General features: G+C 70.4%; 19 protein-coding genes. 8 read left to right on the plus strand and 11 right to left on the minus strand.

Features of this window, described 5'->3' with window-relative positions; all coding sequences use genetic code 11:
- The first annotated feature begins 3 nt into the window (after nt 1-3).
- The 3 genes from ACQEV2_RS28700 to ACQEV2_RS28710 all read left to right on the plus strand — a co-directional run bounded on the left by ACQEV2_RS28700 (nt 4) and on the right by ACQEV2_RS28710 (nt 1,857).
- Nucleotides 4-966, plus strand: a complete 963-nt coding sequence (locus ACQEV2_RS28700) for a zinc-binding dehydrogenase (protein ID WP_433047517.1) — start codon at nt 4-6, stop codon at nt 964-966.
- 109 nt (nt 967-1,075) lie between these two features.
- Nucleotides 1,076-1,285, plus strand: coding sequence for a helix-turn-helix domain-containing protein (locus ACQEV2_RS28705; RefSeq protein WP_030952466.1), 210 nt, complete (start codon nt 1,076-1,078; stop codon nt 1,283-1,285).
- Nucleotides 1,285-1,857 carry a Clp protease N-terminal domain-containing protein gene (locus ACQEV2_RS28710; RefSeq protein ID WP_433047520.1) on the plus strand — a complete coding sequence of 191 codons (573 nt, stop codon included), beginning with the start codon at nt 1,285-1,287 and terminating at the stop codon, nt 1,855-1,857. The genes ACQEV2_RS28705 and ACQEV2_RS28710 overlap by 1 nt, the downstream gene beginning before the upstream one ends.
- Nucleotides 1,858-2,110: 253 nt before the next feature.
- Here the strand turns inward: ACQEV2_RS28710 and ACQEV2_RS28715 are convergent, their stop codons facing one another.
- Complete coding sequence (locus ACQEV2_RS28715; protein ID WP_433047523.1) at nt 2,111-3,154, minus strand: helix-turn-helix transcriptional regulator; 1,044 nt, start codon at nt 3,152-3,154, stop codon at nt 2,111-2,113.
- A 1-nt stretch (nt 3,155) separates the two neighbouring features.
- Nucleotides 3,156-4,145 carry a DUF4097 family beta strand repeat-containing protein gene (locus ACQEV2_RS28720; protein ID WP_433047526.1) on the minus strand — a complete coding sequence of 330 codons (990 nt, stop codon included), beginning with the start codon at nt 4,143-4,145 and terminating at the stop codon, nt 3,156-3,158.
- 169 nt (nt 4,146-4,314) lie between these two features.
- Here ACQEV2_RS28720 and ACQEV2_RS28725 point away from each other — a divergent pair, with 169 nt between their 5' ends.
- Complete coding sequence (locus ACQEV2_RS28725; protein ID WP_433047529.1) at nt 4,315-5,157, plus strand: hypothetical protein; 843 nt, start codon at nt 4,315-4,317, stop codon at nt 5,155-5,157.
- A 457-nt stretch (nt 5,158-5,614) separates the two neighbouring features.
- On the opposite strand, the gene ACQEV2_RS28730 is transcribed toward ACQEV2_RS28725, so the two are convergent.
- The 5 genes from ACQEV2_RS28730 to ACQEV2_RS28750 form a co-directional block, all read right to left on the minus strand.
- Nucleotides 5,615-5,797, minus strand: coding sequence for a DUF6104 family protein (locus tag ACQEV2_RS28730; protein WP_003997970.1), 183 nt, complete (start codon nt 5,795-5,797; stop codon nt 5,615-5,617).
- Nucleotides 5,798-5,960: 163 nt separating this feature from the next.
- Nucleotides 5,961-9,740: a multifunctional oxoglutarate decarboxylase/oxoglutarate dehydrogenase thiamine pyrophosphate-binding subunit/dihydrolipoyllysine-residue succinyltransferase subunit gene (locus ACQEV2_RS28735; protein ID WP_433047532.1), complete on the minus strand. Its 3,780-nt coding sequence runs from the start codon at nt 9,738-9,740 to the stop codon at nt 5,961-5,963.
- Nucleotides 9,741-10,031: 291 nt separating this feature from the next.
- Entirely contained in the window at nt 10,032-11,138 is a 1,107-nt protein-coding gene (locus ACQEV2_RS28740; RefSeq protein ID WP_433047535.1) for a sensor histidine kinase, read from the minus strand.
- Entirely contained in the window at nt 11,135-11,872 is a 738-nt protein-coding gene (locus tag ACQEV2_RS28745) for a response regulator transcription factor (RefSeq protein WP_003997964.1), read from the minus strand. Before ACQEV2_RS28745 ends, ACQEV2_RS28740 begins: the two co-directional genes overlap by 4 nt.
- Before the next feature lie 133 nt (nt 11,873-12,005).
- Nucleotides 12,006-12,683 carry a spermidine synthase gene (locus ACQEV2_RS28750; protein ID WP_433047539.1) on the minus strand — a complete coding sequence of 226 codons (678 nt, stop codon included), beginning with the start codon at nt 12,681-12,683 and terminating at the stop codon, nt 12,006-12,008.
- A gap of 158 nt (nt 12,684-12,841) precedes the next feature.
- Here ACQEV2_RS28750 and ACQEV2_RS28755 point away from each other — a divergent pair, with 158 nt between their 5' ends.
- From ACQEV2_RS28755 to lon, 3 genes are all read left to right on the plus strand, one after another.
- Nucleotides 12,842-13,822, plus strand: a complete 981-nt coding sequence (locus tag ACQEV2_RS28755; RefSeq protein WP_433047542.1) for a rhomboid-like protein — start codon at nt 12,842-12,844, stop codon at nt 13,820-13,822.
- A 79-nt stretch (nt 13,823-13,901) separates the two neighbouring features.
- Nucleotides 13,902-14,084 carry a hypothetical protein gene (locus ACQEV2_RS28760; RefSeq protein WP_433047545.1) on the plus strand — a complete coding sequence of 61 codons (183 nt, stop codon included), beginning with the start codon at nt 13,902-13,904 and terminating at the stop codon, nt 14,082-14,084.
- A 228-nt stretch (nt 14,085-14,312) separates the two neighbouring features.
- Nucleotides 14,313-16,727, plus strand: a complete 2,415-nt coding sequence (gene lon, locus ACQEV2_RS28765; protein ID WP_433047548.1) for an endopeptidase La — start codon at nt 14,313-14,315, stop codon at nt 16,725-16,727.
- 105 nt (nt 16,728-16,832) lie between these two features.
- Here the strand turns inward: lon and ACQEV2_RS28770 are convergent, their stop codons facing one another.
- Nucleotides 16,833-17,666, minus strand: a complete 834-nt coding sequence (locus ACQEV2_RS28770) for a lysozyme (RefSeq protein ID WP_433047551.1) — start codon at nt 17,664-17,666, stop codon at nt 16,833-16,835.
- Between the two features lie 239 nt (nt 17,667-17,905).
- On the opposite strand from ACQEV2_RS28770, the gene ACQEV2_RS28775 reads away from it, so the two are divergent.
- On the plus strand, nt 17,906-18,400 hold the full coding sequence (locus ACQEV2_RS28775; RefSeq protein WP_433047554.1) for a MarR family winged helix-turn-helix transcriptional regulator: 495 nt from the start codon (nt 17,906-17,908) through the stop codon (nt 18,398-18,400).
- 16 nt (nt 18,401-18,416) lie between these two features.
- Here ACQEV2_RS28775 and ACQEV2_RS28780 read toward each other — a convergent pair whose 3' ends face one another.
- From ACQEV2_RS28780 to ACQEV2_RS28790, 3 genes are all read right to left on the minus strand, one after another.
- Nucleotides 18,417-22,223 (minus strand): HEAT repeat domain-containing protein, encoded by a 3,807-nt coding sequence (locus ACQEV2_RS28780; protein WP_433047557.1) that lies wholly within the window; start codon nt 22,221-22,223, stop codon nt 18,417-18,419.
- Nucleotides 22,220-22,627 (minus strand): hypothetical protein, encoded by a 408-nt coding sequence (locus tag ACQEV2_RS28785; protein WP_433047560.1) that lies wholly within the window; start codon nt 22,625-22,627, stop codon nt 22,220-22,222. Before ACQEV2_RS28785 ends, ACQEV2_RS28780 begins: the two co-directional genes overlap by 4 nt.
- A gap of 117 nt (nt 22,628-22,744) precedes the next feature.
- Nucleotides 22,745-23,533, minus strand: a complete 789-nt coding sequence (locus ACQEV2_RS28790) for a protein phosphatase 2C domain-containing protein (RefSeq protein ID WP_433047563.1) — start codon at nt 23,531-23,533, stop codon at nt 22,745-22,747.
- Nucleotides 23,534-23,586: the final 53 nt, after the last annotated feature.

Consider the following 23,586-nt stretch of genomic DNA (forward strand, 5'->3'; position numbering starts at 1 on the left):
GTCATGTTCGCTGTCTATGCCGCCCGAATCGACCGCGACCAGCCGCTTTCCGGACTGGAGTTGGGGGAGCGGCCGGCCCCTGAGGTCCGTCCCGGCTGGAGTGCCGTCAAGGTCAAGGCCGCCTCCCTCAACCATCACGACCTGTGGTCACTGCGGGGTGTGGGCCTCGCAGAGGACAAGTTGCCGATGATCCTCGGGTGCGACGCCGCCGGCGTCGACGAGGACGGCAACGAGGTCGTCCTGCATTCCGTGATCGGACAGAGTGGGCATGGGGTGGGGCCCAAGGAGCCTCGTTCCATCCTCACCGAGCGGTATCAGGGCACCTTTGCGGAGCAGGTCGCCGTACCGACCTGGAACATCCTGCCCAAGCCCAAAGAGCTCTCCTTCGAGGAGGCCGCCTGTCTGCCGACTGCGTGGCTGACGGCCTATCGGATGCTGTTCACGAACGCCGGGGTGCGGCCCGGCGACTCCGTGCTCGTGCAGGGGGCCGGGGGCGGCGTTGCCACCGCTGCCATCGTGCTCGGCAAGGCCGCGGGGCTGCGTGTCTTCGCCACCAGCCGGGACGAGGCCAAGCGCAAGCGTGCCCTGGAGTTGGGGGCGGTGGAGGCTCTGGAGTCGGGGGCCCGGCTGCCGCAGCGGGTCGATGCCGTGATCGAGACCGTCGGTGCCGCCACCTGGTCGCACTCCGTCAAGTCGCTCAAGCCGGGCGGCACGCTGGTGATTTCCGGTGCCACCAGTGGTGACCGGCCTTCGCACGCCGAGCTCACGCGGATCTTCTTCCTGGAGTTGAAGGTGGTGGGGTCCACCATGGGGACCAAGGATGAGCTTGAGGATCTGCTCTCCTTCTGCGCCGCCACCGGGGTGCGGCCTGTGATCGATGAAGTGCTTCCGATGGACCGGGCGCGGGAGGGCTTCGAGCGGATGGAGTCGGGGGAGCAGTTCGGGAAGATCGTGCTTACCAACTGACCTTTCTGCCTTCGGTACGTGCGGCGGGTTCGGGGCTTTGCCTCGGGCCCGCCGTTCTGTTTGTCAACTGGGGTTGACGAGGATAGGTGTGTCAATCTACGTTGACATCATGACCGAAGCAACAGATCTCGCCGAGCGGGCGGGTGATCGCGATCCGCGGATCGGGCTGCGGGCCGTTGCGGCGCTGCGCCGGCTGCTGGAGCAGTTGGAAGCGGTGCAGGTGCGCAGCGCGCGCAATCAGGGGTGGTCGTGGCAAGAGATCGCCGCGGAACTCGGGGTCAGCAGGCAGGCCGTGCACAAGAAGTACGGGAGGCGTTGATGTTCGAGCGGTTCACGAAGGATGCCCGTGCCGTGGTGACGGGGGCGGTCGAGCAGGCCGAGAGGGGTGGGGCGCAGACCGTCGATGCCGAGCACATGCTGCTTGCGTTGCTGGATCGGGAGGGGAGTCGGGCCTCGTTCGCGCTCGCCGCGCTCGGAGGCGGGGAGTGGTTGGAGTCGTTGCGGGGGGCGCTGGACGAGGCTCGGCGGCGGGGCGGGTTGTCGCAGGCCGAGGCCGAGGCGTTGGCCGGGTTGGGGATCGATGTGGGGGAGATCGTCGCCCGGGTGGAGGAAGTGCACGGGGCGGGGGCATTGTCCGGCGACGTCAAGGACAAGGGGTGGTGGTCGGGGCGACGGTCGTTCAGCCGGGGCGCCAAGGACGTGCTGGAACGCTCACTGCGTATCGCCGTCGCCCGTCGAGACAGGCACATCGGTGATGAGCACATCCTCCTCGCCCTGACCAGCCGTCCCGGCGTACCCGCCGAGGTTCTCGCCGATCATGGCGTGACCTACGAGTCCGTCACCCGGGTGCTGTACGGCGGGGGAGAAGCCGGGCAGGCCAAGGCCGGTTGACAGGTTGGGGTGTCCCGGCGGGGGCCGACCGGGTCCTGGTGGGGGGGCTGGCCGAGTCCTGGTGAGTGGGTGGGTGCGTCGCCGGGGCGCCGGCGATGGCCCTGGGCCGTCGGCTGAGGTGGTTGCCGTGCTGCCCAGGGCCCCCGTGCCGCCCGCGCCCCCGTCCGGCTCCCGTCTTCCCTGCCCGCTCCTCTGCTTCGCCTCGCTGCTCCTGCCTGCCTGCCTGCGCCGCCCAGCCGCCGCGGCCTCGGTGTCAGGGCTTCGGTGTGCGCAGGAGCGCTCCGATGTGTGCCGCCGCCGTCGACAAGTGGCGGCGGGCGTCGCGGAGTTGGTCCGGTGTCACGCCGTGGTCCCGGGCCGCGTCGCGGATGTCGTCGCGGAAGCGGTCGAGCAGTCGGTCCAGGTCGCGGGCCGGGTCGCCGCTGGGGGGCTCGTGGGCCCAGGTGGGTTCGTAGTCGGCGGGGAAGTCCTCCGGGGTGTCGGAGTAGTCGGGGTGCTGCTGTGCCGACTTGGGGGTCCCGTTGCCCTGGCGGCCGAAGCCGAAGTCCCGGCCGTACCCCTTGCCGAAGTCGCCGAACTCCTTGGCCAGTTCCGTCAGGCCCTCCCGGACGCCCGTCGGCCAGTCGCCGCGGGCGAAGTGGTCCTGTACGTGTTCCTGGACCCGGCGGGCGATGCGCTGGACCTCCTCCTGGGCCTGGGCCCGGGCGCGGTCCTGTGCCTCCTTGGCCTGGCGTCGGGCGCGCTGGGCCTCCTCGCGGGCGCGACGGCTCTCGTCCTTGGCGCGGCGGGCCTGTTCCTTCCACTCCTGCTTGGCGCGGCGCATCTCCTCCTTGGCGGCGCGCCACGCCTCCTTGTCGGTGTAGTCCGAGAAGTCGCCGAAGGGGGTGTCCGCCTTGGCGCCGTTCCCCTGGCGTGCCTCGGACGCCGCCGCCCGCATCTCGCGCCGCAGGTCGCCCGCCGCGCCGCGCACATCGGCCCGGATCTCGGCGGCGAGTTCGGCGACCGACTCCCTGATCTCCAGCTCCAGGTCGGCCAACTCGCCGCTGCGGTCGGCCAGTTCCGCGCGACCGGCGTCCGTGATGGCGTACACCTTGCGGCCGCCCTCGGTGGTGTGGGTGACCAGGCCCTCGGCCTCCAGCTTGGCCAGACGGGGGTAAACGGTGCCGGCCGAGGGTGCGTACAGCCCCTGGAAGCGCTCTTCGAGGAGGCGGATCACCTCGTAGCCGTGGCGCGGGGCCTCGTCCAGCAGCTTCAGCAGGTAGAGACGGAGGCGGCCATGGGCGAAGACGGGGGGCATGTCAGAGCACCTTCTTGTCGGTCGTGCCGTCGGCCGGGGCGTGGGTCGGGGCGTCCGTCGGGTGATCGCCCTGGCCGGAGACGGAATTGTCCCCCGAGCTGTTCTGTGTGCCGCTCACCGGGTCGGCCGTCGGGTCCGCGGTGGGCTCCGGCTCCTCCCAGGCCTCCGCCTCCCACGGCTCGTCCTCCTTGGGCGGGCGGCGCAGCAGGGCGATCGAGCCGGAGACCGTCGTCGCCCGGAGCTTGCCCGTGCCGGCGCCCAGACGGCCGGTGATCTTGTGGGCGCCCCACTGGCCGTGGACCCGGAGGTCCTCGAAGGCGTTGGAGACGGTCCCGCTCGCTGTGTTGGCCTCGACGTCCGCGTCCGCCGGGGCCGGCAGGCGGATGGCGATCTCGCCGGAGACGCTGGTCAGCCGGACGTCGGTCGGGCCGTCCGGGTCCAGGTCGACGATCATGGAGCCGCTCACCGAGTCGGCCTTCACGGCCGAGCCGGATCCCTCGACGACAGTGAGGTCGCCGGAGACGGAGTTGAAGCGGAGGTCGCCGGTGACGGCCTGCGCCTCCAGGTTCCCGGAGACGGTGTCGGCGCGGACCGGGCCGGACAGGCCGACGAGGGTCGTGTCGCCGGTGACGCCCTTGACCACCGACGGGCCGTGGATCCCGGAGACCACCGCCCCGGCGCCGACCACGCCCACCTCGACGCGGGTGTCGGCCGGCACCGCCAGGGAGACCACCGCGCTGCGCCGCCAGCCCTTGCGGTCGAGCCACTTGAGGAAGCCCTTCCAGGGCAGGTCGTCGTACGCCACCGTCAGTGTGCCGCCCTGTTGGGTCACCACCAGGGGTGGGCCCTCGATCTCGGAGACCTCCAGGCGGGCGGAACCTTCGTCCGTCCCCACGACGTTCACCGTTCCGTTGACGATGCGCACCTGGAGCTCGCTCACCGGCTCGTCGAAGGTGAGCTTCCTGGGCTCTGCTACGGACCACTCGGACATGTGCGGACCTCCTGGGCGACCGGACGCGGCCGCACGGGCCGGACCTGAACACGACACGCCATATCGCGTCTTCCGTAAAACACGATATATCGCGGCGGTCGAAAGTCAAGGCACTCGTTCTGGTGATCACAAATCACGTGAGGTGGACAAACCCGCCTAGCGTGGTGCCATGTCGACGGAAGAGTCCAGGACCGCCCGCCGGGCCCGCCCCACCCCGGGCGCCCTGCTCCTCTGCCGCGCGGAGCCCGAGTCCGTCGCCTCCGCCGCCCAGCTGCTGCGCGAGCCCATGCTGCTCGCGCCGGCCGGCGGGGAGTGGAGCGTGCTCGTCCCCGAGGGCCGGCCCTGGCAGGAGGGCGGCGAACCGGTCGACCGCGTCCTCACCGGCTGGGCCACCGCCCTCGCCGTCGGCACCTCCTGGCCCGTTCTCGCCCTCTGGTGGGACGCCGACCGCGCCGGATACACCCTCGCCTCCGGCTTCCGCCGCCCCGTCGGCTACATCTGGCTCGCCAACGGCACCCCGGTCGGCGAGGACGAGGCCATGCGCACCTTCGCCGGCCGGCTCGGACTCGACCCGGTCCTGGACATGCAGTCCCTGGACGAGCTGACGCGCCCCGATTCCGCGGCCGACGCACGCGCACGCATGCGTGGCCTCATCGCCATCCTCACGCGGGCGGGCGTGTCCCTGCCCGACGGTCTCACCCCCGGCGAAAGCGCCGACCGGCTCCACGAGGCCGCCCACCTCCAGCCGCACGTCCGGATCGAGTGGTCGGGCTGGCGCGACGCCTTCCGCGCGGAACTCGACGCCGTCGAGGGCGGCCGCCTCGGCCCCTGGCTGCCCTGGGCAGGCGGCCCCAAGGCCCACGCGCTCGCCCTCGCCCAGGTGGCGGCAGGTCTTCCCCTCGCGGCCTGGGGCCTACGGCGCCGCAGCGGTGGCTGGATCGCCGCGGGGGCGGTGCTGCTCGCCCATGGCGCGCTGGGGCTGGCGTACGAGGCGGTGCGGCCGCTGGACTGACCGCGCGGTGACGCCGCGACGGCTGCTGGGCTGACGGTGCGGTGACGCGTGCTCCGGCTGCTGGGCTGACGGTGCGGTGACGCGTGCTCCGTCCGCTGGACCGGCGGTGTTGCAACGCGTGCGTGGTCAGAAGCGCTGACGGTCCTACGGCCTTCCCTGGCCGCCCGTCCCCAGCCGTACGAGGTGTCGCGGCGCGCTGCTCGACAGGCCCGCTGTTCGAGAGACGGGGCTCGGCAGGCCCGCTGTGCGACAGACGGGCGCGGTTCGGGGGCCCGCTGCCCCGCTGCCCGACAGGCGTACGGTGTGCCACGCCCGCTGGACCGTCGGCCGACCGGACGGCCGTACAACGCGAAGGGCGCCCCGTATCAGGGCGCCGGGGCGGGAGGCGTCCGCCAGGGACGCCCGACAGTGGCCCCTCACGCCGAGGGGGCGACCGGTCCGCTACACGTCTACACGTCTACACGTCGTCGTCCTCGTCGTCCAGCCGGGCCAGCCACGTCGCCAGCCGCTCCACCGGTACCTCGAAGTCCGGATTCAGGTCGACGAACGTGCGCAGCTGCTCGGCCAGCCACTCGAAGGTGATCTCCTCCTCGCCGCGCCGCTTCTCCAGTTCTTCGATGCCTCGGTCGGTGAAGTACATGCAGTGAGGATATGTCGTGCCCACCACGCGTGTGTGCCGGGCTCTCGCCGAACGCCGTCCGTTCCGTGGCGTGACGGGCGAGTTGGCCTTGAACGCCGGAAGGCCCGGCCCCGAGTCGGCAGGACTCGGGGCCGGGCCTTCCGATCAGACCCGTTCGTCGGGCTCAGGCCTCGAACACCTCACGCACCAGCTGCTCCTGCTCGGCCTGGTGCCGCTTGGCGGAACCGACGGCCGGGGACGAGGAGTGCGGACGGGAGATGCGGCGCAGGCGCTCGCCGTGCGGGACGTCGGCGCCGACCGCCAGGTCCAGGTGGTCGATCAGGTTGAGCGCGATGAACGGCCACGCCCCCTGGTTCGCCGGCTCCTCCTGGGCCCACAGATACTTCTCGGCGTTCGGGTACTTGGCGATCTCGGCCTGGAGCTCGGCACCCGGCAGCGGGTACAGGCGCTCGATGCGGATGATCGCCGTGTCCGTGACGCCGCGCTTCTTCCGCTCGGCCTCGATGTCGTAGTACACCTTGCCGGCGCAGAAGACGACCTTCTTGACGGCGGCCGGGTCGACCGACGCGTCACCGATGACCGGCTGGAACTGCCCGGTGGTGAACTCCTCCGCCTTCGAGGCCGCGGCCTTCAGACGCAGCATCGACTTCGGGGTGAAGACGACCAGCGGCTTGTGGTGCGGGTTGTGCACCTGCCACCGCAGGAGGTGGAAGTAGTTCGACGGCGACGTGGGCATCGCGACCGTCATGTTGTTCTGCGCGCACAGCTGCAGGAACCGCTCCGGGCGGGCCGAGGAGTGGTCCGGGCCCTGGCCCTCGTAGCCGTGCGGGAGGAGCAGGACCACACCGGAGGTCTGGGCCCACTTCTGCTCGGCCGAGGAGATGAACTCGTCCACGACCGTCTGGGCGCCGTTGACGAAGTCGCCGAACTGCGCCTCCCACATCACGAGCGCGTCCGGGCGGGCCAGCGAGTAGCCGTACTCGAAGCCCATCGCGGCGTACTCGGAGAGCAGGGAGTTGTAGACGTTCAGCCGTGCCTGGTCCTCGGAGAGGTACTGCAGCGGCGTGTACTCCTCGCCCGTCTCACGGTCGATGATGACCGCGTGGCGCTGGCCGAACGTACCGCGCTGCGAGTCCTGGCCCGCCAGGCGGACCGGGACGCCCTCCAGCAGCAGGGAGCCGACCGCGAGGGTCTCGCCCATGCCCCAGTCGATGGTGCCGTCCTCGACCATCGACGCCCGGCGCTGCAACTGCGGCAGCAGACGCGGGTGGACGGTGATGTGGTCGGGGATGTTGACCTGGGACTCGGCGATCCGCTTGACGGTCTCCGTGGTGACGGCGGTGCTGACGGCGACCGGGAACTCGGCCTGCGGGTCCGAGGGCACCGCGGCGGCCGGCTGCGAGGTGGCCTCGCGGACCTCCGTGAAGACCTTCTCCAGCTGGCCCTGGTAGTCCTGCAGCGCCTGCTCGGCCTCTTCCAGGGTGATGTCGCCGCGACCGATCAGGGACTCGGTGTACAGCTTGCGCACCGAGCGCTTCTTGTCGATCAGGTCGTACATCAGCGGCTGGGTGAAGGCTGGGTTGTCCGACTCGTTGTGACCGCGGCGGCGGTAGCAGATGAGGTCGATCACCACGTCCTTGTTGAACGCCTGGCGGAACTCGAAGGCCAGACGCGCGACACGCACGACCGCCTCCGGGTCGTCGCCGTTCACGTGGAAGATCGGGGCCTCGATCATGCGGGCCACGTCCGTGGCGTACATCGACGAGCGTGAGGACTCGGGCGCCGCCGTGAAGCCGACCTGGTTGTTGATGACGATGTGGACCGTGCCGCCGGTGCGGTAGCCGCGCAGCTGCGACATGTTCAGGGTCTCGGCCACCACGCCCTGGCCCGCGAAGGCCGCGTCGCCGTGGATCGCCACCGGCAGGACGGTGAAGTCCGTGCCGCCCTTGTTGATGACGTCCTGCTTGGCGCGCGCGACGCCCTCCAGGACCGGGTCCACCGCCTCCAGGTGGGAGGGGTTCGCGACCAGGCTGACCTTGATCTGCTCGCCGTCCAGGCCCGTGAAGGTGCCCTCGGCGCCCAGGTGGTACTTCACGTCGCCGGAGCCGTGCATCGACTTCGGGTCGAGGTTGCCCTCGAACTCGCGGAAGATCTGGGCGTACGACTTGCCGACGATGTTGGCGAGCACGTTCAGGCGGCCGCGGTGGGCCATGCCGATGACGACCTCGTCCAGGCGGGACTCGGCGGCCGAGTCCAGCACCGCGTCGAGCAGCGGGATGACGGACTCGCCGCCCTCCAGGGAGAAGCGCTTCTGGCCGACGTACTTCGTCTGCAGGAAGGTCTCGAAGGCCTCGGCGGCGTTCAGGCGGCGCAGGATGCGCAGCTGCTCCTCGCGCTCCGGCTTGGTGTGGCCGCGCTCCACGCGGTCCTGGATCCACTTGCGCTGCTTCGGGTCCTGGATGTGCATGAACTCGATGCCGGTGGTGCGGCAGTACGAGTCGCGCAGGACGCCGAGGATGTCGCGCAGCTTCATCAGGGACTTGCCCGAGAAGCCGCCGACGGCGAACTCGCGCTCCAGGTCCCACAGGGTGAGGCCGTGCTCGGTGATGTCCAGGTCGGGGTGCTTGCGCTGGCGGTACTCCAGCGGGTCGGTGTCGGCCATGACGTGGCCGCGGACCCGGTAGGAGTGGATCAGCTCGAAGACGCGGGCGGCCTTGGTGACGTCGTCGTCGTGCGAGGCGTCGATGTCCTTGAGCCAGCGGACCGGCTCGTAGGGGATGCGCAGGGCCTCGAAGATCTCGTCGTAGAAGTTGTTCTCGCCGAGGAGGAGGTTCGCGACCTGGCGCAGGAACTCGCCGGACGCGGCGCCCTGGATGACGCGGTGGTCGTACGTCGACGTCAGCGTCATGACCTTGGAGATGCCCAGCTTGTTGAGCGTGTCCTGGGACGTGCCCTGGAACTCCGCCGGGTAGTCCATGGAGCCGACGCCCATGATCACCGACTGGCCGGGCATCAGACGCGGCACGGAGTGCACGGTGCCGAGGCCGCCCGGGTTGGTCAGGGAGACCGTGACGCCGGTGAAGTCGTCCATCGTCAGCTTGCCGTCACGGGCGCGGCGGACGATGTCCTCGTAGGCCTGCCAGAACTCGAAGAAGTTCAGCGTCTCGGCCTTCTTGATCGCCGCGACGACCAACTGGCGGTCGCCGTTGGGCTTCACCAGGTCGATGGCCAGACCGAGGTTGACGTGCGGCGGCTTGACCAGCGTCGGCTTGCCGTCCTTCTCGCCGAAGGACCAGTTCATCGACGGCATGGCCTTGATGGCCTGCACCATCGCGTAGCCGATCAGGTGCGTGAAGGAGATCTTCCCGCCCCGGGCGCGCTTCAGGTGGTTGTTGATGACGATGCGGTTGTCGAAGAGCAGCTTCACCGGGACCGCGCGGACCGAGGTGGCGGTCGGCAGCTCCAGCGAGGCGTTCATGTTCTTCGCGACCGCGGCGGCCGGGCCGCGCAGCGGCACGATCTCGGGGCCGTCGGCAGACGCGGTGGCGGGCTCGGCCTTCTTCGGCTGGGCGGGCTTCGCGGCCGGGGCGGGCTTCGCCGCGGCGGGAGCCGGGGCCGGAGCGGCGGGCGCGGCGGCCGCGGGCTTCGGGGCCGCGGGGGCCGGCGGAGCCGCCGGGGCGGCGGGCGCCGCCGGAGCCGTGGTGGTCTCTGCGGCCCCCGCGGCCGCAGTACCCGCCGGAGCCGAGGCGGCAGCCGCCCCCGGCTTGTAGTCGGCGAAGAAGTCCCACCAGGCGCGGTCTACCGAATTCGGGTCCTGGAGGTACTGCTGATAGATCTCGTCGACGAGCCACTCGTTCGGACCGAACGCGGCCGCGGGGTTCTTGCCCGCTTGGTCTGCGTCGGTCGAGATGCTCGATGCGTTACTGGGGGACTGTGGCGACACGGCGGCAACCGCCCTCTTCCGCTTCACAAGGTGATGGACAGCGGGAATAAAGGCTACGCCTCCATGGCCGGGAAGGTGAGGCCGGGCAAGGTCATCGTCGTGTAAGTCACATCTAACAGCGTGTTTCGTGCCTGGAAATGGCGGGAAACAAGCGTGGTTCCAGTTCAGATGGCTTCAGATGGGAAGGCGCGATCGCGACCCGGCACGCCGAAGGCGCGGGCCTGTACCTGATCACACGTGTCCGTCAGCCGGGACAGACGTGGATCTTGTGGCTCCGCTTCGAACTTTACGTCAACTTGGTACGGATGGCTGCCCTGGAAGCGTGACAAGAATCCGGCAACCCCGCTCCGATTCGGCCACGCCGATCCGGCCACCGTGCAGATCGACGGCCCAGCGCGCGATCGCCAGCCCCAGCCCCGTACCGCCGTCGCTGCCCGGCCCGTGCGGCCGGCTCACGGCGCCCCGGTTGAACCGCTCGAAGACCCGGTGCCAGTCCGACCGCGGAATGCCCGGCCCCTCGTCCAGGACCTCCAGCACCAGCGACTCCGGGTAGGTCCCGCGCCGCGCCTTGACCGTCACGCGGCCGTGCGGCGGGCTGTGCTTGATCGCGTTGTCGATGAGGTTGGCGACCACCTGGTGGATGCGCTCCGGGTCGGCGTGCGCGGTCAGCTCCGGCGGGGAGACGTCGAGGTGCAGATGGACGTCCGTACGGGTGTGGCTGCCGGAGCCCGACGCCATGCCCCCGCGCGCGGAGGCGACCATGTTGGCCTCCTTCAGCACGCCGGACAGGTACGGCCAGACCTCGAAACGCCGCATGCGTAGCGGTACGACGCCGTTGTCCAGGCGGGACAGGTCGAGCAGCGTCTCCACGAGTCGGCCCAGCCGCTCGGTCTGCTTCAGCGCCGTACGCATGGTTTCCGGGTCGGCCTCGGCGATGCCGTCGACCACGTTCTCCAGGACGGCCCGCAGGCCCGCGATGGGGGTGCGCAGCTCGTGCGAGACGTTCGCCACGAGCTCCTTGCGCTGCTGGTCCTGGGCCTCCAGCTCGTCGGCCATGCGGTTGATCGTCTCGGCCAGGTCGCCCAGCTCGTCCCGGCGGTTCTCCCGGACCCGGCGCGTGTAGTCGCCGTGCGAGATGGACCGGGCCACCGCGTTCATCTCGTCCAGCGGCGCGGTGAGCGAGTGCGCCACGAACTGCGTGATGAGCAGTGTGGCGATCATCGAGAAGACCGTGATGAAGCGCAGCTCCGTCTGGGTGCGCACCGCGATCACCGACAGCCCGGTGGTGATCAGCACGGCGATGACGACCAGCGCGCCCAGTTTGGTCTTGATCGAGAACGGACGTACGCCGCCCCAGGGTTCCCCGGGGCCTCTCCGCGCGGCCGGCCCGTCGCTCATGGCGTCGGGGTCTCCAGGGCGTAGCCCACGCCGTGCACGGTACGGATCCGCTCGGCGCCGATCTTCCGGCGCAGTGCCTTGATGTGGCTGTCGACGGTGCGGGTGCCGGAGGCGTCCGCCCAGTCCCACACCTCGGCGAGCAGCTGCTCGCGGGAGAGCACCGCGCGCGGGGTGTTCGCCAGGCACACCAGGAGGTCGAACTCGGTCGGCGTGAGGTGAACATCCTCACTGCGCACCCGTACGCGCCGCTGCGCGTGGTCGATCTCCAGCTCGCCGAGCCGCAGGATGCCCGACCGCGGCGTCGTGGCGGCCAGCGCGGCCCGCTCGACGCGGCGCAGCAGCACGTGCACGCGTGCCGCCAGCTCCCGCATCGAGAACGGCTTCGTCATGTAGTCGTCGGCGCCGACGCCGAGCCCGACCAGCATGTCGGTCTCATCGTCACGCGCGGTCAGCATCAGCACCGGCACCGGCCGCTGGGCCTGCACCCGGCGGCAGACCTCCAGGCCGTCGAAGCCCGGCAGCATGATGTCGAGGATCAGCAGGTCGGGCTGCCAGGCCTCCGCCGTGTCGACGGCCGCCGGACCGTCACCCGCGGTCTGCACGAGGAATCCCTCGGCGCGCAGGCGGGCCGCGATGGCGTCCACGATGGTCGGATCGTCCTCGACCACGAGGACCCGGCGCTGTGCGCCAGGGGTCGCCGCCGTGCCGTTGTGGGAGGTGTGTGTCTGCTCCATCGCCCGCCCCAAAGTTGCTTTCCGGAATCCGTGGGGTGATTCCTACTGACTGGCTATGCCTGCGCATGCTTGCGATTGACGCTTGAATGATCCGCGTCAGAGAAGCAGAGTACGGGGAGTCACCGCGCCACGGCTATCCAGGTCGGACGGCGAGGTGCACGACGTCCGGAACGCCCCGGGCAACGGGGATCTCTTCGGTACGCACCTGTTGGAATCCGGCATTACGCAAGGTTTCTTCGAATTCCGGAGAGGGCTGGGCCGACCACACGGCCAGGACCCCGCCGGGCCTCAACACCCTTGTGCAGCCTGCCAGTCCGGCGGGTGAGTACAGGCTGTCGTTGCCCTCGGTGACGGTCCAGTCGGGGCCGTTGTCGATGTCGAGACACAGTGCGTCATACGTGGCGGATGTCTCATGTACGTACGTCACGAGATCCGTTTCCAGAATCTCGGTGCGCGGGTCGGCGAGGGCGCGGGCGGAGAAGCCGGACAACGGTCCGTCGAGATGCCAGCCGATAATCGCAGGCTCTCGCTCGACGACGGTGATCCGTCCCGGGCGGGGATCGGCCGCGGCGTGTGCGAGCGAGAACCCCACGCCCAGCCCGCCGAGCAGCACGTGAGGCGCCGGCCTCCCGCCCAGCGCGTCGAGTGCGGCGTCGACGAGCAGCCGCTCCGAACGCCCGTCGGAAGTGTCCATCAGGAAGCAGCCGTTGGCGATGATCTGGAGTAACCCGCCGTGGCGTCGCAGCACGACCTCGCCATAGGGGCCTTCGCGACGGTCCAGTACTTCGGGGATGTCGTACGACGTGGGCATCCGGCCATCCTGGCAGCTCCGGGCAGGGCGGCCGAGGGAATTACCCCACGGGGTGGACTTCTTGAGAGGTTGCTGAGAATCGGGTCCCGCGTGGCGCCGGTCACAGACAGGGGAGGGCGGCGGGTCAAGGGTGGGGGAAACGGAAGGAGCGCCTCACCGTGGAACGGACTGTGGCTGCGGGTGGGACGGGCTCGACTCCCGGGTCCGCCCCTTCGGGCGCGACCACTCCTTCCGGTGACGCGGGCCTGCCCGATGTGGTCGGGCTGCTGGACGCACTGCCGCGGCAACGCGGACCCCAGACCGCGCCGCCGCCGCCCTCAGCGCCGCCGTCCTCTGCACCGGTCACCAGTGCGGTCACCGAGCCCGGACCCCGTGCCTTCCGTCCCTGGCACCTGCTCCCCACCCCCACCGGCACGCCGTTCACCTTCGCCTACGCCGCCGTACTGGCCGTCACCTCGCTGCTCGCCACATACGCCGACCCCGCCCTCGTCCACGCCCTGCACCAGGGTTCCAGCACCGATGTGGCGCACCTCGTGCGGACGCCCGTCCTGGTGCTGCTCGCCAGTGCGTTGTGGGTCGCGGGCGGGATCGTGGCGCCGTACACGCTCTGCTTCCTGCTCGTGCTCACCGCGCTGGAGCGGCGGATCGGAGGCGCCCGCACGGCCGTCGTCTTTCTGACCGGGCACGTCCTGGCCACCCTCGCGACCGAGGGTCCCGTCGGGCTCGCGGTGCTGGTCGGCCACCTGCCCGACAGCTCGCTGCACCGCCTCGACTACGGCATCAGCTTCGGCGTCGCGACGAGCATCGGCGTGCTGGCCGGACTGCTGCGGCCGTGGCTGCGGTGGCCGGTGCTGGTGCTGTTCGGCGGGCTGCTGATCCAGGGCCTGCTCACTCTTGCCGACCCGCTGACCGGTTGGGGGCATCTGATCTCCCTGGCCATCGGGGTCGGGATGTGGCCGGTGGTCCGGCGGTGGGGCGCCTCGGGGTCAGCCGGCCGCGGGCGACCAGGCGGCGGCGAGGGCGGCTCGGGTGGCGACCAGGGCGCGGTGGAGGCCGCGGCCCCGCCACTCGGCCGACGGGGAACCGTCCCACAGCCTCGCGAACTCGGTCCCCGCGCGGAACACCAGCCAGGCCGCTGAGACAACTTCGCCGTCCGCCTCGGCGAGCCGGTTCCGGTCCTGACCCCACAGGACCGACTCCCTCGCGGCGATACGGCGCATGTCCGCGCCCGCCGTGACGCGCCGCAGCGTGACGCCCTCCGGCGGGACGGGCTGCCGTACGGCCATGTCGGCGGCCGCGCCGGCGCGCGATGGGCCGTTCGAGTTCGGCGCCGCGTACACCGAGGGAGCGCGGGCGGCTGACGAGGCCCCGGAATCCGCCGACGAGGGTCTGCGTGTCTGAAGGGGGAGACAGCGCGGGAAGACCGCCCTCCGCGCGGGAAGACCCCCGCCCCGGCAACCGTTCTACGTGAGTCCTCAAGTCCCCCCGGGTGCCCGCCGCCGACCGCGAAACCCCAGTTCACAGCGCGTCGAGAGAGTGATCGCTCACAGCGAACGGCGGTCGGGGAACATTCAAGGTCCCTCGTGCATTGAGTCGGCATAACTCAACTTGACTGCCGAAGGGGAGATCATGGGTTCGACGTCCACACCGCTCACCCTGCCTGTGCTGCCGCTCGACGACGAGGTCGTGCTGCCGGGGATGGTGGTCCCGCTGGATCTGAGCGACGCCGATGTACGGGCCGCGGTGGAGGCCGCGCAGGCCGCCGCCCGTTCGGAACCCGGCAAGCCGAAGGTCCTCCTGGTGCCACGCATCGACGGCACATACGCGAGCACGGGTGTGCTCGGCACCGTCGAGCAGGTCGGCCGGCTGGCCGACGGTGACCCGGGCGCCCTGATCCGCGGTCGCGGCCGGGTGAAGATCGGCGCCGGGACGACCGGGCCGGGTGCGGCGCTGTGGGTCGAGGGCGCGCGGCTCGACGAGAAGGTCCCCGAGCCGCTGCCCGGGCACGTCACCGAACTGGTCAAGGAATACAAGGCCCTCGCCACCGCCTGGCTGCGCAAGCGCGGCGCCTGGCAGGTCGTCGACCGCGTCCAGGCCATCGACGACGTCTCCGCCCTTGCCGACAACTCCGGTTACTCGCCCTTCCTGACCACCGAGCAGAAGGTGGAGCTGCTGGAGACCGCCGACCCGGTGGCCCGCCTGAAGCTCGCCACCCAGCAGCTGCGCGACCACCTCGCCGAGCAGGACGTCGCCGAGACCATCGCCAAGGACGTCCAGGAGGGCGTCGACAAGCAGCAGCGCGAGTTCCTGCTGCGCCGTCAGCTGGAGGCCGTCCGCAAGGAACTGCGCGAGCTGAACGGCGAGAAGGAGGGCGAGGAGTCCGACGACTACCGCGCCCGCGTCGAGGCCGCCGACCTGCCGGAGAAGGTCCGCGAGGCCGCGCTCAAGGAGGTCGACAAGCTGGAGCGGTCGAGCGACCAGTCGCCCGAGGGATCGTGGATCCGTACGTGGCTCGACACCGTCCTCGAACTGCCCTGGAACGAGCGGACCGAGGACGCCTACGACATCCAGGGCGCCAAGGAGATCCTCGACGCCGAGCACGCCGGTCTGGAGGACGTGAAGGAGCGGATCACCGAGTACCTGGCGGTGCGCAAGCGCCGTAGCGACCGCGGGCTCGGTGTGGTCGGCGGGCGGCGCGGCGGTGCCGTGCTGGCCCTCGTCGGCCCGCCCGGCGTCGGCAAGACCTCGCTCGGCGAGTCCGTCGCCCACGCCATGGGCCGCAAGTTCGTCCGCGTGGCCCTCGGCGGCGTCCGGGACGAGGCGGAGATCCGCGGCCACCGGCGTACGTACGTCGGCGCGCTGCCCGGCCGGATCGTGCGGGCCATCAAGGAGGCCGGCTCCATGAACCCGGTCGTGCTCCTCGACGAGATCGACAAGGTGGGCTCGGACTTCCGCGGCGACCCGGCGGCGGCTCTGCTGGAGGTGCTGGACCCGGCCCAGAACCACACCTTCCGGGACCATTACCTGGAGGTGGAGCTGGACCTGTCGGACGTGGTCTTCCTGGCCACGGCCAACGTCCTGGAGGCCATCCCCGAGGCCCTGCTCGACCGCATGGAGCTGGTCCGCCTCGACGGCTACACCGAGGACGAGAAGATCGTCATCGCCCGCGACCACCTGCTCCCGCGCCAGCTGGAGCGGGCGGGCCTGGACAAGGACGAGGTCGCCATCGACGAGAGCGCCCTGCGCAGGCTCGCCGGCGAGTACACGCGCGAGGCGGGCGTACGCAACCTGGAGCGGTCCATCGCGAGGCTGCTCCGCAAGGTAGCGGCCAAGCACGAACTGGGCGAGCAGGAACTGCCGTTCACCATCACGGACGGCGACCTGCGCGGCCTGATCGGCCGGCCGCACCACGTGCCGGAGTCGGCTCAGGACCCGGCCGAGCGGCGTACGGCGGTCCCGGGCGTCGCAACCGGCCTCGCGGTGACCGGCGCCGGTGGTGACGTGCTGTTCGTGGAGGCGTCGCTGGCCGACCCGGAGACGGGCGCGGCGGGCCTGACGCTGACGGGCCAGCTGGGTGACGTGATGAAGGAGAGCGCTCAGATCGCGCTGTCGTTCCTCCGCTCCCACGGCGCCGAACTCGAACTGCCGGTGGCCGACCTGAAGGACCGGGGCGTGCACATCCACTTCCCGGCGGGCGCGGTGCCCAAGGACGGCCCGAGCGCGGGCATCACGATGACGACGGCGCTCGCGTCGCTCCTGTCGGGCCGTCTGGTCCGCACGGACGTGGCGATGACGGGCGAGGTGTCGCTGACCGGCCGGGTCCTCCCGATCGGCGGCGTCAAGCAGAAGCTGCTGGCGGCCCACCGTGCGGGCGTCACCACCGTCATCATCCCCAAGCGCAACGAGCCCGACCTGGACGACGTCCCCGCCGAGGTGCTGGACAAGCTCGACGTCCACGCCGTGACGGATGTCCGCCAGGTCTTGGAGCTGGCACTGTCGCCGGCCGCCAGCGGCGCGGTGCCGGAGGTTCCGGTCGCGGCGTGACGGACGCGACCGGATAGGGAAGGCCCGGGTTTTCGTGAGGGAGGCCCGGGCCTTCGCCGTACATCAGGCCTACGGCCGTAGGTCAGCGGGGCTTACGGCCGTCGGTCAGCCGTTCGCCAGTGCCTGGAGGCGATCCAGTGCCCCGTTGAACTTGTTGTGGTCGCCGACCGTCGGTCCGGAGGACGTGTACTGCCACATCGTGTGGTAGCTCCAGCCCGCCGGCAGATCCCCCACCGTGGAGGCGTACCGCGCGACCCACAGCGGGTTGGCGGAGGCGAAGCCGCTGTAGTTGCCGGTGCACTGGGTCCACCAGCTGGTGGTCGTGTAGATGACGGCGTCGCGGCCGGTGCGGGCCTTGTACTGGTTCAGGAAGTCGCGGATCCAGGTGACCATCGCGCTCTGGGTCTTGCCGTAGCAGTCGTCGCCGTACGGGTTCCACTCGATGTCGAGGGCACCGGGCAGGGTCTTGCCGTCGCGGGACCAGCCGCCGCCGTGGTCGACGAAATAGTCGGCCTGGGTTGCTCCATTGGTGGTGTCCGGGGTGGCGAAGTGGTAGGCGCCGCGGATCATGCCGACGTTGTAGGAGCCGTTGTACTGCTGGGCGAAGTACGGGTTCGTGTAGTACGTCCCCTCGGTGGCCTTCACGTAGGCCCATCTGACCCCGTTGTTCCAGAGGGTCGACCAGGCGACGTCGCCCTGATAGCTGGAGACGTCCACGCCTTCCGTCTGGGTGGCCAGGGTGCCGACGGGGAGGCCGTGCACGCCGTCGTGGGCCGCGACGCCCATGCCCATGTGGGCGGAGCCGCGGGCCGGGATGTCGTCGTCGGCCGTTGCGGGGGAGGGCTGTGTGGCCAGGGTGAGGGCGAGGACGGCGGTGAGCAGGAGCCCGGCTAGGCGCGGGCGCCGGGGGCGGAGCGGTTCGGGTCTGTGCACGGGCATAGCGTGCCTCCGAAGGCTCGGTGGTGCTCGGTGGGGAAACGCGGGGCGTCGGGGGTGGCGGCTATGGCGTGCGCATGCCAGTCAAGCCTCCGGTGGCGAAGCCAGGCAGGGAGAAGCGCAGGTGGAAGGGGGTCCGGAGGCTGCCTTTGGTCTGAGCCTGCGAAATACTGGCGGAGCAGCGGCGATGACGGCGGTCGGCGGAAACTTTCAGGATCGGGAAACGCGAGGCAGGGGCTGACGTGCACGAAGACGGAAACGGCGACGGGCGGCGAGCCGAACCCGGCACGCCCGGTGGTGGTATGGGCCAGCCTGAATTCCTCGACCTGGAGCGCGAGTTGACGGTCCTGTTCCGGCGTGCCCGGGCCAAGCAGGGCGAGATGGCCCGCGCGGTCCATCCGGACCTGGAGTCCGCGGCGTACGGCCTGTTGGTACGGCTGGGTGAGTCCGGGCGCCAGCGGGCCACGGAGCTCGCGGCCTACATCGGCGTCGGCAAGGCCACGATGTCCCGGCAGCTGCGGGCCCTGGAGGACCTGGGCCTGGTCGCCAGGGAGCCGGACCCCGCGGACGGGCGGGCCTGGCTGGTGCACCTCACGGAAGAGGGACGGGGCCGGGTCGAGAAGGTGCGCGAGGCACGGCGGGCCCGGTACGTCGAGCAGCTGTCCCACTGGGACCGGCATGAGGTCGCGGAGCTGGCGCGGTTGCTGAACCAGCTGAACCGGGGGATGGAGAAGTAGGGGCGCCGGGGCCGGTTCAAGGGAGTTTGTCCTGGACGGGGGCGAGCGCTCTGGCCGCGAGGAGAGCGCGGGCGGCTTCCTCACGGACTTCCTCGTCCTCGTCGTTCCGGGCCCGGTCGTCCAGCAGAGCGGCCGTGTCAGTGTGGCCGGGCCAGGCAAAAGCCAGGATGCGGGCCGCGGCGATGCGGACTTCGGGGGAGGCGTCGCCTCTCAGCCGGTCTTGTACGAGGTCGAGGGTGTCCTGGGTGGGCTCTTCGCAGGCGCATCGCTGGAGGGCGGAGTACCGGATCTTCGGTGACGGGTCGTGGACCACGCGGTCGCGGATCAGTCCGACGTAACCGGGGGCGGTGGACCAGTGGGCCGAGAGACGGTTGATCGCGGCCCTCCTGACGTCTTCATCAGGGTCGTGAGCGGCCCTGTCCTCGATCAACTGGTGCGTGCCGGGGTCGTTCCGCCAGTACTTGGCGAGCAGGGTGAGTACTGCCCGTCGGTGCGCCGCGCTGTCGTCGGTGACACGGTCGCGGATCAGCTCATGGGTGCCGGGTTCGTTCCGCCACTGTTCTGCAAGCAGAGTGAGCGCGGTCACGCGTATATGCGGATCAGCGTCCACGGCGTGGTCGCGGATCCGCTCATGCGTGTCGGGCTCGTCCCGGTAGTGCTCGGCGAGAAGCCTCAGAGCCGCGAGCCGCAGGGAGCCCTCCGATCTGTCGGCCGCGCACGCGCGCAGCAGCGCGAGTGTGTCGGGTCGGCTGCGCCAGTGTGTGGCGAGGAGGTCCAACGCCTCCCCCCGGACTGCCGTGTCGTCGTCGTTGATGGCGCGATCCCGCAGGACGGCATGGGTGCGGGGTTCCTCGCACCAGTGCCTCTCCAACCTCTCCAGCGCCGCGGAACGGATCAAGCTGTGGCTGTCGTTCACCGCCCTGGATCTGACCAGTTCGTCGGCCCCGGACTCGTTCCCCCAGTGTTCGGCGATGAAGGTGAGGGCGGTGCGGCGCAGGTAGTAGTCGTCGTCCTCGACTGCGCGTTCGCGCATCAGCGTGTATACGTCCGGTCGGTCGGCCCAGTACTCGACGAGAATCTCCAGCGCGTCGTCGCGCGCCACCCAGTGGTCGTCGTTGACGGCTCGGTCGCGGATCAGCTCGTACGCGATGGTCCTGTCCCGGGCATGCTCGGCCATATACCTCATGGCGGTACCGCGCACGCTTTCGTCGCGGTCCGCGGTGATGCGCTCGGACATCAGCTCATGGGTGGCGGGTCGGTCCGCCCAGTGCTCGGCGAGGTAGGCCAGCGCCTCGAACCGCATGCTCGCGTCGTCGCTTTGGACGGCGATGGCGCCGGCCAGAGAGTGGGTGTCGGAGTCCTTCGGCCAGTGCTCGGCCAGCACCGCCCATGCGGTGAGCCGGACAGAGTCGCTGTGGTCCGTCATGAAGCGATCGCGGATGAGCCGCTGGATCACCGCGTCGTCGGTCCAGGTGCTCGCCAGCGTCCTGAGAGCGGAGCTCCGGACCTGCTCGTGGGTGTCGTCGATCGCGCGGGCACGGATCAGGGCATGGATGTCCGGATCGGTGGTCCAGTGCTCGGCCAACACGCTCAGCGCGGTGCCCCGAACGCTCGCGGCGGGGTCTTCGACGGCGCGGTCGAGGATGAGGGAACGGATTCCCGGACGGGCCGCCCAGCGGGTGGCGACCAGACGCAGGGCCGCGCTCCGAAGCTCCCCCGACCAGGCGTGTCGTGCCAGAAGCGTCGGGACCTCCGGTTCGTGGTACAGGCTGCAGGCCGCAGCGGCGGATGTGCTCATGTTCGACTGGAACTGTCCCCGCATATGGAACCAGCGCAGAAAGCGTCCGCGGCCGGTCCAGTGCGGGGAGAAGGTGGCCAGGGCGGGCAGTGCCGCGGACAGGTTGCTGTCGTAGGGACGTTCGAGGTGGTCGATCAGGCAGTTCACCACGGCCCTGCTCTGTGGTCCCAGCCGGCCGATCTTGCGTATCTCCGCGAGCGCCCGCACAGCGAGCACCAGCATTTTCGCGTCGTACCAACTGCCCGCCCGCTCATGCAGTTCCAGCAGCGCGTCGATCGCCCGCGCCGCATCCTGGACCTGCACCTCCTCCTCGATCAGACCGACGAGCAGCAGGAGCACCTCGTGCCAGTTCGCGTCGGGTGCGCGGCGGACGAAGACCTGTTCGATCAGCTCCTCCTGGGTCCACTCCCGGGCGGCGTACCGGCGGGCGATGTCCGTCGCCGCCAGGTACTCCAGGAACGCGCGATGGACGAAGCCGTACACCTCGCCACCGAAGCGGCTCAGGATGAAGTTCCGTTCCTGGAACTGCCGCTTCATCTCCCGGGCCGCCGCCAGGGCCTCTGGCTGCGGCAGTTCGAGGATGTCCTGGAGGTAGCCCTGGAACGTGGCCTCGAGCTCCGGACCGTGGATGTGGTTGCCGGCGATGCCGCCTTCCCCGTCCTGCATGCGGCGGGCCAGCAGCCGCAGCAGGTCGTACCGGTCCTTGTCGTCCAGGTACTTCAGCGCCTCGACGTCCTGGTTCGGCTTGAGGTGCTTGGTCTCCTGGTCCCAGCGTGCGATCAGGACGCTCACCGCGTGCTTGTAGACGCCCTGCCGGTCACGGGGGAGTTCCTGCCGTCGGCCGATGACGGCGAGGATGGTCAGCAGCAGCGGGTTTCCGGCGAGTTCCCGTACCGGACGCGAGTGGGTCACCGCCGCCGTGATCCGGTGGCACAGACGTTCGCTCGGCGCGGGATCCTCCCGGCACACGTTGTCGTACCACCGCTTGGCGAACTCGCCGATCTGCTGCTCGGTCAGGTCCTGGATCATGTAGTGCTTGAAGCCCGCCCCGTCCAGGACGGCTGCCTTGTATCCGATGACCCGTGAGGTCACCACGATCCGGACGTTCTCGTAGTGGGCCGCGAAGCCGACGATCCGGCGGCTCACCTCTTCGCGCACCGCGGGATCGAACAACTCGTCCAGACCGTCGAAGATCACCAGCACCCGTCCGCCGCGCAGACAGGCGTCCAGCACGCTGCGGGGCACCGACATCCGCTCCATCCGGTGCAGGTGGTCGAGGAAGTCCTCGAACGTCCGGTCCCGCCACTGTGCCTCGGCGTACTTGCGCAGCTCCACCACCAGCGGCAGCCAGCCCGTGAGCGCGGCCAGCGGTTCCGGTGGAGTGTCCGATGTCAGTCCGAGAGCCAGGTAGCGGCCCAGGGTGGACTTGCCCGCCCCGGGGTCGCCGAGCAGGACCAGCCGTTTCGCGTGCGGATCGGTGACGACGTCCAACATCGGCACGGGCGGCCGGTCCAGGTAGGACTGCCGGAGGCGCTCCAGCGAGTCCTTCTTGATCCCCGGCGGGAGTTCCTCCTTGGCGGGGAGTTCGCCGCTGGCGATCAGGCGCTTGTGGAGTTCGGGCGGGAGATCGGGCTGAGGAGGGTCGGCGCGCAGCAGCGGTGGCACGAACACCTCCCGCAACTGCACGGGAGGGTGGCTGTCACCGTCGTCGGTCGGTATCAGCACCTCCAGGTCGAGCCGTCCGTAACGGTGCCGTATCTGCGTCGCGTAGTCGCCGACCGCGGTCTCGATGTCGGCGGGTTCCAGGGGCTTGTGATCCGCGCCGACCGTGCCGAACTGCTGCACCAACTGCTGGATGTGCAGCACGGTGCTGTACGGCCCGATCGCGTTGCCGGCCACATCGCGGCCCGCACCGATGGCGCCCTTGCCGCTGACGTCGACGCGCCCCGGTTGCGCACCGCGGTCGGTGTGGGAGGGGGTCCCGGCCGTACGAGATCCCCGCTTCAGCCACGAGAACAACGTCACTGCCCCTCGACCTCGCTGCCCTCCCCGAAGGCATTGCCCACGACGTCCCCTTCGGCGGCGAAGGCGCCTGTGCCACGCGCCGAGACCTCGCCGGTGGAGGCTCCGGCGGCTCCGGACCCGCCCGGCGCGGGACCGGAAATCGTCCCGGACACCTTGCTGCCGGCGCCGAAGGCGCTGCCGACGACATTGCCGCGCACCGCGGTGGCGTTCCGTCCCCGGGCCCGGACGATACGGCGGTCGCCCGCACCGCCGTTCCCTGCGAGCGCGACCACCGCCACGACCAGCCCCGCCAGACTCGCGATCGCGCCGACCACACTCGCCGTACGGTCGGCGGTGTCCAGGTCCACCAGCACGGCCACCAGCACGAGCGCGACGGCGCCCGCCGCACACAGGACGGCCGCCACCCACGTCAGTGTCCTGGCAGCTCTCGAAGTCCCAGCCATGTTCCAGCCCCCCTGTGCCCGCGAACTCAACCGCCTGCGACCGTAATACGTGAACAGCCGGTCAGGCAGGGTGAGTCGTCACAACTCCGCGTACACGACCGTCGCGTCGTCATGCGTCTTGCTCCGCCCCAGATACGTCCGTTCCTCGGTGTCGGCCAGCTCCAGCGCGCGCACCCGATCCACCAGCGCCCGCGCCCCCTCCTTCCGTACGAACGTGAAGCAGTCCCCCCAGTCCCCCTCCCGGAACTTCTCCACCCATCGGGTCGCCCCGTCCGTCAGTGCGACCAGGGTCCGCACGTCCCCCCGCGCCAGCACCCCCGTCACCGCACGCGCCGCCGCCGACGGATCCGCGGCGGCCGTGAAGAAGCCGCCCTCCTTGTTGCGGATGTGCGCGTCGATCAGCGCGTCCGTGGCCAGGGACGCGCGCGGCAGGCGCGCGAGGCGGTCGTCCAGGCAGGGCGTGATCGCGCCGTCCGTCGACTCCACCAGGAGCGCCGAGTCCGACAGGACCAGGTACTCCACCGCCTCCGCCGACCACCGTGCCAGAGCCACCGTTGCCTGTGGGGTGCGTGGGTGAGAAAGGTCACAGGTTGCGGCGTGGGCCTCAGCGGTACGTGCGATGGCGCGGGCCAATGCGTCGGCGAGGGGAACATCAGGGAGTGAAACGGTCAGTTCGGTCAGCGCTCCGCCGAGTCGGGCGGTGAACCAGGGGACGGAATGCAGACAGCCCGTCTCACCCCTTGGCGGGGTCACACCGTCCAGGACCACCAGGACGCCGCCCTGTCCCGAGGCGGGAAGAGCGACACTCGCGAAGTCCTCGTTGGGGCGGGCCGGATGGCCGGGCTCCGAAACAAGCTCTGTTCGCATCCGGCCAGTCTGCACGAGGCCTTCACAAGGTTTGCGAAGGGGCTCCATCGGTC

Source organism: Streptomyces sp. CA-251387 (genome assembly GCF_050936625.1).
Lineage (GTDB): Bacteria > Actinomycetota > Actinomycetes > Streptomycetales > Streptomycetaceae > Streptomyces.